We start from the raw sequence: 13623 nt of genomic DNA on the forward strand, positions 1-13623 counted from the left end.
CGGATGGGCGCGTACCCGCCGGACGCGGGATCGGCGGGCCTTGGTCTGGTGGACCTCGGCTACCCGGACACGGACACGGTCGCGGGGGCGGACACGCGCCTCGCGGACGAGGATGAGGACGCGGGCACCTCGACCGCCCGTGACGCCCGGGCCGTCCCCGCGGGGGCGGACGCCATCGCCGCGGCGGCGGACGCCGTCCCCTCGGCCCCCGCCGCCGTGACGCCGGTGCCAGCCAGCGAACCGGACGTCGCGACCCGCGTCACCCCGCCCGGGCTCGGTCTGCTCGCGACCGCGGTCGTGCTGGCCGCGGGGGCCGCGGTGCTGCACTACGCGGAGCTCGTGGCGCTGGCCGTGGCGGCGGTCTGCGCGCTGCTGGTCGCCGCGCTGTCGGTGGCGCGCCGGCCACGGCTGCGGGCGACGCTGCGCGTGAGCCCGAGCGGTGTCGCCAGGGGCGAGCCGGTGGCGCTCGTCATCGAGATCCACAACCCGTCCCGCCGTCCCTCCCCGCCGGTACGGCTGCACATTCCCTGGAGCTATGGCCCGCGGGCCGCGGCGGCGTCATCCGGCCGCCGCGGCGCCGCGGAGCGGGCGGGGAGCGCGGGCCATCACGCGGGCACCGGCACCGGCACCGGCATGGACTCGGGCGACGGCCTCGCCGGCCGCCTGGAGGGTCGGGTGGGCGGCGGCACGGTCGCCCACCCGATCGGAAAGATCGTCGTCGACGTCCGTCGGGTACCCGGCGGGAAAACACGGTCGCTGGACATCGCGCTCGACACGAGACGGCGCGGGGTGATCTCGTTCGGGCCGGTCCTGGTGCGCCGCGCGGACCCGTTCGGGCTGGTGAGCTCGACGGTGCGGCTGTCCGCCGCCGACGTGCTGCGCGTACGGCCGCGTGCCCGCCCGCTCGGCGCGCCACCGGCCGCGCCCGCGCGGGACCCGGACGGCCGGACCGCCGACGGCGCCGCCGGCGGTGTGATCTTCCACGGGATCCGGGAGTACGTCAGCGGCGAGGACCTGCGGTTCGTCCACTGGCCGTCGAGCGCCCGCACGGGGGTGCTGATGGTCCGCGAGCACGTCGAGCCGAGCGAGCCGGCCTCGACCGTCGTGCTCGACACCCGCCTGGACGCCTACCCACCCGGCGAGGTCGGCGCCGACACCTTCGAGGAGGCCGTCGACGTCGCGGCCTCGGTCGTGCTCGGCTGCGCCAGGGAGTCGCTCGGCGTCGTCCTGCTCACCACCGACGGGGTGCGCCGCGCCGGCCGGGGCCGGGCGCCGGAGACCGAGGCGCTGCTCGACGAGCTCGCCGAGGTCACGCTCGGCCCGGCGGGCACGCTCGAGGTGCTCAACACGGTGCGCCGGGGTGGCGTCGGCACGCTGATCTTCGTGACCGGCGGCTTCGACGGCGGCCAGCTGCGTGCCGTCGCCCCGGTCGTCCATCGGTTCGGGCAGGTGGTGGTGGTCCGGGTCGGCGCGCGCAGCCTGGCGGCCGCCAGGGCCCGCTCCCGGCACACCCCGGCCGAGCGGCCTCGGCTGCGCCGCTCGGCGGATCCCGACGCCGCAGCCCTGCTCGGCCGGTTCGATCTCATCGGCCGGCCGAGCGACGTCGGCACCAGTGTCGCGGGCCGGCTGCGCGTCCTCGACATCCCGGACGCCTCCCGGCTGCCCGAGGCCTGGCCGATGGGCGGCCGGGGACGGGGGGCGGGGGTGCGGTCGAACACGCGCGCGGGCTATTTCGGTGGGGGCGTGTGAACGGGCAGAACGGTCCGGACCTGTTGGAGAACCTGCGCCGCCGGGAGCGTCGCGAGTCCCCGCCCCGATCTGGAGGATCCGCGAGGCGCGGGGGCGGGATCGACTCGCCGACCGCGCCCACGGTGCCCATGGACAGGCTGTCGGAGGCGGCGACGATGGCGGCGCCCGTCGCGGTGCCCGTGCCCCGGACGGGTGCCGACCGGGGTGACGCCGCCGGCACCAGTGGCGGCCTCGCCGGCACCGGTGCCGATGCCCCCGATGCCGCCGGTGCTGGCGCCGCCAGGGGCCGCGGCGGGGGGCGGCTGACCACGCCTGGTGGGCGTGGCCGGCGAGCCTTCGGCGCAGCGGAGCCGCGCCGCTCTCGCGTCACGTTCGGTCTGGAGCGGCGCGGGGCGGCCCGGCCGGAGGAGCGATGGCCGCGCCGCGTCCTCGCGCTGGCGCTCGTCGCCGTGCTCGCGGCGGTCGACGGCTGGGGCTTCCTGCGGCTGTTCTCCCCGGCCGACCTGCGGCTGGCCATCCCGGTGGCCGCGGCCGGGCCGGTCGTGCTGGTCGGGGCGGTGTCCTGGCGGCGGGGCCGGCCGGCGCCGTTCGCGCTCTCGGCGCTGCTGTGGACCGCCGGATTCGTCGTCACCGCCGCGGCGACGATCGCGGCGGGAACCCCGTTCGACCGTCTCGCGGCGGTCCGCGTCGGCGTGACGAGCGGGCCGTCGCGGCTGCTCGACGTCGCGGTGCCCTCCCCGGCCGAGCCTGACCTGCTCGTCGTTCCGGTCCTGGTCACCTGGCTCGCCGCCGCCGTGGGCGCCGAGCTGGTCATGCGCACCAGGACCCGCCTGCTGCCCGCTCTGCCCGCGCTGTTCGGGCTGCTCGCCGGGACAGCCGCCTCGCTCCCCGCGGCCGGGTCGAACCTCGCGCCCGCCGCGGCCCTGACCGCGCTCGTGGGCCTGCTCGCGCTGGCCCGCCGGCCGACGGCGGCGGACGACGCGGCCGGGTCGGCCGGGTCGGCCGGGTCGGCCGGCGCGCCCATAGCCGCCGGGGTACTCGCGACAACGACGGGACCTACCGCGCCGACAGGGCCGACGAGGCCGGCGGCGGAGCCGGCCGCCGCGGCCGTCGGGCCGGGCTCATCCGCGTCCCCCGGTTCCGCGCGAGCCGACCAGGCACCGCCACGGATCACGCTCGGCCCCGACCGGCCCTCGCGACTGCCGGGGACGGCGCGGGCGACGGCGGCGCTGGCGGTGGTCGTGGCCGCGGGACTCGCGGCGGGAGGGCGGCTGCCGGGCCTGCTCCACGCGGACGCGCCGGTGGACCCGCGGGCGTACAGGTCCACACCGGCCACCCCGGTCGACGGCCTGAACCCGCTGTCCGCGCTCGCCGGCTGGAGCACCCACCCGGATGAGGCCCTGTTCACCGTCCGGCTGACGGGCCAGAGCGCCGGCCCGGTCCCGCTGCGGCTCGCCGTGCTCTCCGGCTTCGACGGCGCCGCCTGGACGTCGTCCGCCAGCTACACCCGGGCGGGCCGGGAGGTGCCCACCTCCAGCGGGACGGGCGCCGACCGCGGTGGCACCCGGGTCACCCAGCAGGTGACGGTCACCGGCCTGACCGGCCAGCTCCTGCCGGCGCTCGACCGCCCGGTGGAGGCGGCCGGCTCGGGCACCGCGGCGGAGGCGAGGACGGCGGACGCCGGCGGCAGCGGCGGCGGCAGCGGCAGCAGCGGCGGCTTCGCCGTCGACCTGGCTGACGGCCTGTTGCTGCGGACGGCGCCGCTCGGCACGGGTGAGCGGTTCACCATCGTGTCCGCGCCGCGGCCGGCCCGTTCCGTGAACGAGCTCGCGGCGCTCACCACCGCCACGGCGGCGACCACCAGCACGGACGCCGAGTACCTCGCCCTGCCGGCCGACATCCCGCCGGTCCTGCGCGCGCTGGCAAAGGTCGCGGCCGGCCAGGGCAACGGCCCGTTCCAGCAGGCGGCGCTCCTGCAGCACTACCTCGCCACCAACTTCCGGTTCGACCCCCAGGTGCCGCCGGGGCACTCGCTCGCCCATGTCGAGCACTTCGTCGCCGACACCCGGCGTGGCACGTCCGAGCAGTTCGCGACCACGTTCGTGCTGGCCGCCCGCATCCTCGGGCTGCCGAGCCGGGTGGTCGTCGGCTTCGCTCCCGACGCGCCGGCGGGGCCGGCGACGGTCGCCGTGACCGGGCGGGAGGCGCTCGCCTGGGCCGAGGTCCGCTTCGACGGCGCGGGCTGGCTGCCCTTCTTCCCCACTCCGGCGGCGACCGACGCCCGGGGCGCCGCGCTCGCGGGCTCCGCCCAGGGCGAGTCGGCGACGCAGGCGGCGGCGGTGGACGCGGCAATTCGCGGGCCGCTGACCGCCCCGGCGGACGCGCCTCGACCGGCAGTCACCATCGCCCCACCGGCGGGCCGGGCCACGGACATCGGCGGGTTCCTGTCGAAGGCCGGCCTCACCGCCGCCGCGCTCGTCGCCGGCTACCTGCTGGTCGCGTTCGCGCGTCCGGCGGCGCGCCGGCACCGGCGGTTGTCCAGCCGCCGCCGGGCGCGTGAACGGGTCGTCCTCGCCTGGGCGCACGCCCTCGACGCGCTGGCCTCGGCGGGCGTGCCCATACCCGAGTCGGCGAGCCCGGCCGAGGTCGTCCAGCTCGGCGCGGGCACGGTCGGCCCAGTGGGGGCGGGCGACCACAGCGCGGGGCGCGGGGCCAGCCTGAGCGCCCTGCGCGGCCTCGCGAACCTGGCGACGCTCGCGCTGTTCGGCCCCGGCCCCGGCCCCGGCCCCGGCACCGGCACCGGCACCGGCAGGGCGAACGGCGAGAGCGTCCAGGCACGGCGGCCACCGGCCGGATCAACCGCCGCCCCTGGCGCCGCCGAAAGCTCGACGGCCGGCTGGGAGGGGCCCTGGGGCGCCCGCGCCGCCGACGAGGCGCGACGCCTGGCGAGCACCGTCGAGCGGGCCGCCCGGCGGTCGGCCTCCCCGCGTCGCCGCCTCGCCACCCGGCTGGCTCCTCGCCACGTCCTCGGCCGGTAGGTTCAAGGTGTGCAGCTTGGGCTGGTGGCATTGATTGTCAAGGACTACGACCCGGCGATCGCGTTCTTCACGGACGTCCTGGGCTTCGAGCTGGTCGAGGACTCGCCGGCGGAGTCGACGAACACGGGGCGCCCGAAGCGCTGGGTCGTGGTCCGGCCACCCGGTGCCGAGACGGGCGTCCTGCTCGCCCGCGCCGACGGTGAGCGCCAGGCGGCGGCGGTCGGCGACCAGGCCGCCGGGCGCKTCGGGTTCTTCCTGAACGTCGACGACTTCGAGGCCGTCTACCAGCGGCTGCTCGCCGCGGGTGTCACCTTCGTGGCCGAGCCGCGCACCGAGCCCTACGGCAAGGTGGTCGTCTTCCTCGACATCGCCGGCAACCGCTGGGACCTCATCGGCCCCGCCTAGGGCCGCCCCGCCAGCGGGATCCTCGGCCCGCCGCCGAAACGCCAGATGGCCAACACTCACCCGCCCCCGCCGCCGGCCGAATTCGACGCGCGACAATGAAGGGGTATCCCCTCGGGACCCTGCCTGCCAGCGCTTCGCCCGGCCGCCGCGCCGTCTGCTCTTAGGGTTTTCTCATCCTTCGGAGCTATGACTGACGAGGGCCGCGGCGCGGCCGGCCGCGGCTGACGGCCGCGGCTGACGGGTGAACGCCCAGCCTGGTGGCCGACCGCTTTCCGGCGAGTCGGTCGCCAGCGCTGTCGGACCTGTCGGGTATACGACAGAAGACAACCAGACCGTCTCGCGGCGCGTCCTGAAGGAGGGACGCGTTGCCGTCCGACCACATCCAAGGTTGACCCCGGGGGCGACGTGGACTCACGCGGAGGCGGGGCCGGCTCGCCCGCGCTCAGGCCAGGCCTGTCCGCGGGCAACGAGTCCGCCCTCCCCCACGATGGCGACTCGGATCCGAGCATCGAGCCGCCCGACAGGCCGCTCGCGGCCATGCGAACCCTTCCGTTGCCCGGCAGTCCGCTGCGCCCGTCGGACCCGCGTGAGCTGGGCGGCTACGAGCTGCTGACCCGGCTCGGCGAGGGCGGGATGGGCACCGTCTACCTGGGCCGCTCGCCGGCCGGCCGGCGGGTGGCGGTCAAGGTCGTGCGTGCCGAGCTCGCCGACGATCCCGAGTACCGGGCCCGGTTCCGGCGGGAGGCCGAGGTCGCCCAGCGGGTCGCCCGTTACTGCACCGCCGAGGTGCTCGACGCCGTCGACCCCTCCGACGGGCCGCCATACCTGGTCACCGAGTTCGTCGACGGCCCGTCGCTGGCCGAGACGGTGGCCACGCACGGCCCGCTCGGCTCCGCCGACGTCGAACGGCTCGCGGTCAGCGTGGCGAGCGCCACGGCTGTCATCCACGCCGCCGGTCTGGTGCACCGCGACCTCAAGCCGTCCAACGTGCTGCTCTCCCAGTTCGGCCCGCGCGTGATCGACTTCGGGGTGGCGTGGGCGCCGGACAGCGCGACGGTGACCAGGGACCTGGTGGTCGGCACCCCCGCGTTCATGGCTCCGGAGCAGGCCCGTGGCGAGCGGGTGACGGCCGCCGCGGACGTCTTCGCCTGGGGCGGCCTGATGATCTTCGCCGCGACCGGGCGGCGGCCCTTCGGCGGCGGCGCCGTGCCGGCGGTGCTGTTCCGCATCGTCAACAGCGACCCCGACCTCGACGGCGTCGACGAGTCGCTCGCCGATGTCGTGCGCGACGCCATGCGCCGCGACCCCGCGGAGCGCCCGACCGCGGGCGAGATCGTCAACCGGCTGCAGACGCTCACCCCGACCCGGGGGATCGTGCCGGTCACCGGGGCCGCGTATCTGGCCGCCCCGGGGGCCAACCGGGCGGAGTCCGGGATTCCGGCGGCGAGGGAAGTCCCGGAGCTCTCGGCCGCGGGAGCCGTGGGCTCCGTGGCCGCGGCGGCCGGCCTGGCCGCCGCGAACGGCGTCGTACCCACCGCCGGCACCGACGGGGCTGACGGCGCCACCAGTGATCCGCGGGCCGTGGTCGCCACGGGCGACGACAATCCCACGATCGGATCGGGTCCAGTCCTGGCCGGCCTCGCCGCCGACGGCGAGGCGAGTCAGGAGGACGGCGCCGAGACGCCGGCCGGTCTCGGCACTGGCGGCACCGGCGTGGCCGGCGACGGCTCCGGGCCCGGCGGCCGCGCGCCGACGGGAACCGTCGTGCTGCGGGGAGGCCGGGCGCGGGAGCGGACGGCCGAGACGCTCGCGCTGGCGGGTCACGGTGACGCGGAGTCGGGCGAGCGCTACACCGAGGCACCCACGACCACCGCCGAGCGCCAGTACCGCGATGAGGCCGCCGCACGCCGCCGGCGCGCGCGGCATGCCCTGCCCGGCCGCCTGCCCTGGACGACGCTGATCAGCGCGTTCAGTGTGCTGGTCGCGCTGGTGGCTGTCGGCGTCGCGGCCGGGGCCGCTCTGGACCGGCCGGCCGGCAGGGCACAGTCGGGTGTCCTCGCCGCTTCCGAGCTGACCGTCCCGGGCAACCTGGTGGGGCTCACCGCGGCCGACGCGGAGAAGCGGCTGCGCGCGGCGGGGTTCAGCCACGTCCGCCGGGAGATGACGCCGAACATCAAGACGAAGGGCACCGTGCTGCAGGTCCGGCMGGGTGGGGACAGCCAGCTGGAGGCGACGGAGACGATCACGCTTGTCGTGTCGGCCGGTCTGGAGTCCATCAAGGTGCCGGACGTCGTCGGGCTGACCGAGTCCGGGGCTAGGGAGACCCTGCAGGACGCCGGTCTCACCGTCGTGGTGCGGACGAGCACCGGCCCGTCCGAGTTCGGTCCCGGGCGGGTCGCCGCCGTGAGCCCGGGCGCCCGCAGTGAGGTGCCGGCCGGCTCGACCGTGACGATCACCGTCATCGTACCGAGCGGGACCCGGTCGTTGGCGAAGATGCCGGACGTCGTCGGGCAGCCCGCCGACCAGGCGCAGACGGCCGTGCGCGCCGCCGGCTTCAGCGACATCGCGCTCGACTACGTGGCGAGTTCCGCCGCGGCCGGCACGGTGACCGCCACGGACCCGCCCGCCGGTAGGTCGGCGGCCAAGAACGCGACCGTGAAGCTGACCGTGTCGACCGGCCCGGGGCACACCACCGTGACCGATGTCGCGGGCCGGCCGGAGGCGGAGGCGCGCGCGGCGCTGGAAACCGCTGGACTCGTCGTCACGGTCAGATACGACACCGGACCGTCGGGCGTAGGGGCCGGCCTGGTGGAGACCGTCGACCCGGTGGCGGGCAGCCAGGTCGCGCAGCACAGCAAGGTGACAATCCTGGTCGTCAGCACGCAGGTGACGGTCCCGTACACGGTCAATTCCCAACGGGCGCAGGCGGAGAAGACGCTCACCTCGTATGGCCTCGACGTGGTCGTGGTCCGGCAGGCCAGCGACCAGCCGGTCGGCACCGTGCTCGCGCAGTCGCCGGAGAGCGGCGCCGTGCGGCGCGGCTCGAGCGTCACGTTGACCGTCGCGAAGGCACCGGACGCGCCCAGCTCCCCCGGTTCCACGACCGGGCCGCCGGCCACGGTTCCGCCTACCGACGCCCCGTCGACCACCGCGCCCTGAGCGAGACATCATCACCGCGGCCGCTTCAGCCAGATTCGGAGCCAGGGTGTTCCGGCGGCGCACCGGCCGCGCGCGTCCGGCGTGCGCGGCCGGCGGTCCCATGTTCGGAGCCAGGCTGATCGACACCGAGTGCGGGAAAAATCTGTCAGACCACGCCGGTACCATCACACTGCATTCAGTGGATCCAGCACGGGCAGCACAAACCTTGCGATACGTATACGGAGGTCCTAATCTAGGGCGCGGTCAAGAGGATGGCGTCAAGACCTGGCTCGTCGTCCGGCAACCTTCGCGCAAGGTGCCCCAGGGAACGACCTGATCGTCGTCGGCGACGGCTGGCGGCGATAACGCGGATCTCCCGAGCCCACACGGTCCCGGGGGTCCACCGAGGCCCCCGGAGGTATACGTGTCGATGCGTCCGAATCCTGGCCGTGCCGAGTTGTTGGCGCTCCTGGGCGCCCAGCCCGAGGCCACAGCCGCGGCCGCCTCCCGTTCGTACCTCGACCGCCGGCGGGACCTGCTGGCCCACGACCCGGACTGGCGCCGGCCGGAGGTCGCGCGACTGGACGACGCCTTCGGCCGGCTGAGCGCCGCGGCGGACGTGGAGAGGCGGCTCGCCGGCTACCGGCCGACCCGGGTCCGTATCGGCGTCGGCGCCGCGACCGTGGTGGTCGCCCCGGCGGCCCGCGGCACCACTGAGGGTGACTTCCCGTTCTCCGACGTAGAGCGGGTCCATGTCCTCACGGCGTTCAATCCGCGTTCCCGGGCACTGCGCCCGCATGAGAACGCCAACCGGCAGCGGGCACTGGCGGGCAGGGTCGCCGCGACCGGCCTGCCCTCCTGGCCGGCCGTCGGCGGCGACGAGAAGAACACCGAGCTCAGCATCGCCGTCGCCGGCCTGACCAGGGCACGGGCGCGGGCGCTGGGCGCCGAGTTCGAACAGGACGCGATCTTCGAGTGGACGCCCGCGGCGTGGTCGCTCGTGCCCTGCGACGAGCTGGTCACGCCGCGGGAGCTCGGCTGGCGCGTGTCCCGCGTCGCGGCGCCGCTGCCCGACCCGTTGGCGGCCCGGCCAGGCGCCGACGCCGCGACCACCGCGGCGGGCGCGGCGCTGGAGGTCGCCCTCGCCGCCGAGGCCGAGGCCGCGGAGGCCGCGGCGATCGCCAGGGCCAGGGACCAGGCGGGCGACGCACCGCCGGCGGCGACCGACCCGGCGGAACCCGGCCAGCCAGCCGCGTCCCCCGCCGGCCCGGCGGCGCCATCGGGCGGATCGTCCCCGGCCGCCCCGTCGACGCCGTCGGGCGCCGCGCCGGCCGCGGAGGCCGCGCCGGTCTCTCCGGCGGACGAGCCCGCGTCCCCCAGGCCCGCGAGCGCGGCCAAGGGAGACGCTTCGACCACCCCTCGTGACCACGGGGGCGCCAATGAGTGACGCGGTCGCGTTCAACACCGGGCTTCCGCTCGCCGCGCGGCTTCGCGAGCACGTCCTGCGCCAGCTGGGCGCCGAGGACGAGTGGATCGGCCAGGGCCCGGGCGGAACCGGCCTGGTCTGGCGACACAGCGAGCTCGGCACCCTGCTCGAGCTGCTCCCGGTGCCCGGCGGCGCGTCGTCGGTCGCGGTGCTGCGGGTCACGACGCCGGTCGCGACCGTCGACGACCTCGCGCGGGCGGCCGCGCTGTGCCGGCGGCGCAACGGCGAGAGCACCCTCAACCGCTGGCTGGTCGGCCCCTGGCCCGCCATCCCCTACCGGGACGAGCCGGACGACGACGAGGACGATGACGGCGACGAGGCCGACGGCCCGGGTGGCGGCATCTCGCTGCGGGCCGTGTTCCACGGCGACGAACCGATCGGGCAGGCGCCACCGCTCGGCGCGGTCCCGCCACACCTGGTGGCCGTCGCGGGCCAGGACGAGGTCGATCAGGCCTCCGTTCCGGGAGCGCCCGAAGCGCCCGCCGACGACCCACCCGCGGATGACGGCGCCGAGCCCGGCCCCGGCCCTGGCGACGAGGTCGATCAGATCGACGATCAGAGCAACGTCCTCTATCTGTCCTGCTCGTTCGTCGTCGGGCGGCGCGAGCAGCCCCGCGACGAGGAGGAAGAGGAGGACGAGGACGCCGACGTCGACGAGATCCTCGGCGAGGAGGGCGGGGCCGTGCTGGCCGAGCTCGCCGTCGCCACGGTCGGCGACCAGATCGCGGTGGCCCTCGGCGCGCTCGACGCCGGGCTCCACGACGAGGTCGCCGGGGTCCCGTTCGTGTACCGCGACGAGGATGGGCACTCCCGCCCCGGCCGGCACCGGGTCACGCAGTATCACGACACCCTGCACGCCGACGCCGAGACCGACAACACCCTGCTGTGGCGGGGGCTGCTGACCGCGTTCGACGAGCTGCGCTACGACCAGGAGATCGACGGCGGCCCGGTCTGGGGCTCGGGCGACGGACGCGGCTTCCGGTGCGAGGTGCCGTTCGGCTGGGGACCGTTCCAGGTCCCGGACGACCGTCCCGTGGAGGTCGTGACGGCGCGGGAGACGGCGGGCTCGCTGACGAGCGTCGTGCGCGCCAGTCGGCAGGACCCGCATCCGCTGGCCGGCGAGGGCCTGGTCATCAGCATGCGGACGCCGGTTCACCTGCGGCCAGGCGACGACGTCGCGGGGCTGCTGGCCGCGCTCAACCGCCAGGACGTTGTCGACCCGGGCGGCGCGCACGGCGTCGGGGCCTGGGTCATGCACGGCGACCAGCCGACCTGGCAGCTCTTCCTGCCGAACGCGCTCGCCTCCACCAGCCAGCTGCGCGCCCAGGGGCTGCTGCGCGAGATTCTGCTGGCCACCGCCGGCGCGTCGCTGCTCGCCCGCCGTCTGCTGCTCACGGACGAGGATCTCACCCGGTTCGACCGTCGCCCGGTCGGCCCGGCCTCCCGGCAGCCAGCGGGACTCGCGTTCGCGGCGAGCATCGCCGGCGGCGACGAGCCGGCGCTGGTGCTGGACACGCTCTACTCCGGGCTGGTGGGCCCGGACGTCGAATGGTCCGTGATGGACGACGCCGGTTTCGACTGGTGGCCGCACCACGGGCGGCAGCGCGTCCGGATGACGCCGCGGCCCGTGCTCGACGGCCGGCGCGCCGGGTCGCTGCGCATCGCGACCGAAGTGGCGACCGGCGCGCGGGCGACCCCCGACCTGCTGCGGCTGCTCGCCCGTCGCAACGCCGAGGACGGCCGCTCGGCCCTGGTTCTCGACCCGGCCGCCGGCACCGTCGAGGCCGTCGCCAGGATCCATGTCGGGCCGATGGCCTGGACGCCTGACCGGATCTGGGCACGGCTGGTCGCGATCGACCAGCTGGTACGCGCCGCGGAGGCGGCCGTCGAGCTCACCCGGCTCGGCGGCCCCGGGCATGGCGCCGTCGCCGCCGCGTCGGCCCACCCGACGAGCGGTCCCCGCCCCAGCCGAGACGTGCTGTTCGACGTGTTGCCCGACATCCGTGACCGCGCGCGCGAGACCCTGCCGGATGGTCAGGTACGCCCGCTCGTGCTTCCGGTCGCGCTGACGGCGCTGATGGCACCCCCACACCGCGTCACCGGCCACCAGCCCGGCCGGGCGCTCACCGCCGAGTGGTGGACCCGCACCTTCGACCCGTCGGGCCCGGCGGCGCGCGGCCGCGGCGAGCTGGTCGTGACCGACCACCCGGAGCTCGGGCCGGGGGTGCGGGCACGTACCTACCTGGACTACCTGCCCGGCGACGTCGACGAGCGGGCCGCCTGGTGCAACGACCGCAACCGGGCGCTGCTCGCCGAGGCGACGGCCGACGATCTCACCGTCGTCGGCGGCTGGGGCCTGGACGCGACCGACACCCCGTGCCTGACCACCTGGTTCTTCCCGGAGACCCTGCTCGGTGAGCATCCCGACGAGCTGTCCGCGGCGCTGGGGAAGCTGCTGCGTCTCCAGCAGTGGATCGTCTTCGTCAGCCTCGCCGACTCACCCGTGGCGCCGCTCACCGACACACGAAGCGCGCAGGAGCTGGCCGCCGGGCTGCCGTCGCTGTTCGGCGCGTTCCGCGCCGTGCTCGACTACCCGTCGGGGCTGACGCTTACGGCCCGCGCCGCCGGCCGCACCAGCGTTCAGGCCCCCACCGGCACGCTGGCCTTCCCCGAGGCGCCCGCGTCCGACGGCACTCCTTCGTCGAACGGCGCTTGTGCGCCCGAGGGCCTCGTCGCGCCGGTCGGCTTTCCCACCCCTGGTGACGACGCGGGTGGGGAGGTGGTCGTCATCGAGCTGGTGCGCCCCTACACGCCGCCGGCGCACGAGGAACTGATGAGCTCGCCGCGGCTCGCGCAGCCGACCAGCGACCCGGACCGTCCTCACATGCTCACCCGGATCGACGCCGGGCTCGACGGCCTGCGCGGGCCGCTGTCGCTGCTGCTCACCGCGCTGGCGTCCGGGAGCCGCACCTGGCTTCCCGACCTGAGCGTCGTCGTCGAGCAGGGCCAGCCGGGGGCCCCTCCCCTCACCGTGCCCGGCCACCTGGGGAACGCGTTCCGGGACAGTCACGTCCGCGACGCACTCGACCGGCTGCTGTTCGACGGCCTGATCGCCGACGATGGTGACGGCGCGGGCTTTCTCGTCCTCGCCGAACCGAACGTGTCCACCGAGCCCGGTGGCCCCGCGGCACGGCAGCTTCCCGGAGCGGGGGACGACACGGGCCCTTCGGGCTGGTCGGCCCAGGAGGACGGGTCGGGTACGGGCCCCGACGCGGGGCTCGGGTTCGGTTCCGAGGCCGAGACCGACATCGGGCTGGCACTCGCGGGGGAACTGGGGCTTGGACGGCGAGCACGCGGCGCCATCGCCCTGCTCGCCCCGCCTTATCCGATCGACCATCCGTTCTACGGCTCCGGTGTGATGGTTCTCGACGTCCACCTCGATCCCGGCGTCACGGCCGCCGCCGGGCTCGCCCGGCTGGCGCAGGCGAGCCGGGCCGCCGGTGGGCTCGGGGACTCGGACCTCACCGAGAGGCAGGCGGGCGACGCCGAGCTCGCCGCGGCGCTCACCGCCGTCGGCGGCCTCCCGCCGATGGCGACCTGCGGTGCGTGGATCGCGCACGACAAGACGGGAACGCTGACCTACCGGATCTGCGTCCCGCCCGCGTGCCTCCTGTGGCCCTCGCCGGAGTCGGTCGGTTCGGTCGTCGGCATGGCCTGGCGTATCGCCATCGCCCAGGCCCACGCCGCCGCCCGCCTCTTCACCGCCCCGCTGGCCCAGCCGGCCCAGTAGTTCAGGCGGCCCAGTAG

At 76.2% G+C, this 13623-nt stretch carries 6 protein-coding genes and 1 riboswitch; all 6 genes read left to right on the plus strand.

Translation table 11 applies throughout. The features are described 5' to 3' along the window. The first annotated feature begins 3 nt into the window (after positions 1 to 3). The gene (locus tag BL253_RS26750; RefSeq protein WP_076820072.1) at positions 4 to 1749 is read left to right on the plus strand and encodes a DUF58 domain-containing protein; all 1746 of its coding nucleotides are present in this window, start codon (positions 4 to 6) and stop codon (positions 1747 to 1749) included. Further along, positions 1746 to 4787, plus strand: coding sequence for a transglutaminase-like domain-containing protein (locus BL253_RS40500; RefSeq protein ID WP_158230424.1), 3042 nt, complete (start codon positions 1746 to 1748; stop codon positions 4785 to 4787). Before BL253_RS26750 ends, BL253_RS40500 begins: the two co-directional genes overlap by 4 nt. Positions 4788 to 4796: 9 nt before the next feature. Next, positions 4797 to 5192: a VOC family protein gene (locus BL253_RS26760; RefSeq protein WP_076820074.1), complete on the plus strand. Its 396-nt coding sequence runs from the start codon at positions 4797 to 4799 to the stop codon at positions 5190 to 5192. Positions 5193 to 5597: 405 nt separating this feature from the next. Then, complete coding sequence (locus tag BL253_RS26765; protein ID WP_076820075.1) at positions 5598 to 8351, plus strand: PASTA domain-containing protein; 2754 nt, start codon at positions 5598 to 5600, stop codon at positions 8349 to 8351. Between the two features lie 241 nt (positions 8352 to 8592). Next, positions 8593 to 8704, plus strand: a riboswitch (SAM riboswitch). Positions 8705 to 8760: 56 nt separating this feature from the next. Next, a complete protein-coding gene (locus tag BL253_RS26770) occupies positions 8761 to 9777 on the plus strand; it encodes a DUF3293 domain-containing protein (RefSeq protein ID WP_241835183.1) in 1017 nt (338 codons plus the stop codon). Beyond that, the gene (locus BL253_RS26775) at positions 9770 to 13606 is read left to right on the plus strand and encodes a hypothetical protein (RefSeq protein WP_076820077.1); all 3837 of its coding nucleotides are present in this window, start codon (positions 9770 to 9772) and stop codon (positions 13604 to 13606) included. Before BL253_RS26770 ends, BL253_RS26775 begins: the two co-directional genes overlap by 8 nt. Positions 13607 to 13623 lie beyond the last annotated feature (17 nt).

The sequence above is a fragment of the Pseudofrankia asymbiotica genome (assembly GCF_001983105.1).
Taxonomy (GTDB): Bacteria; Actinomycetota; Actinomycetes; order Frankiales; family Frankiaceae; genus Pseudofrankia; species Pseudofrankia asymbiotica.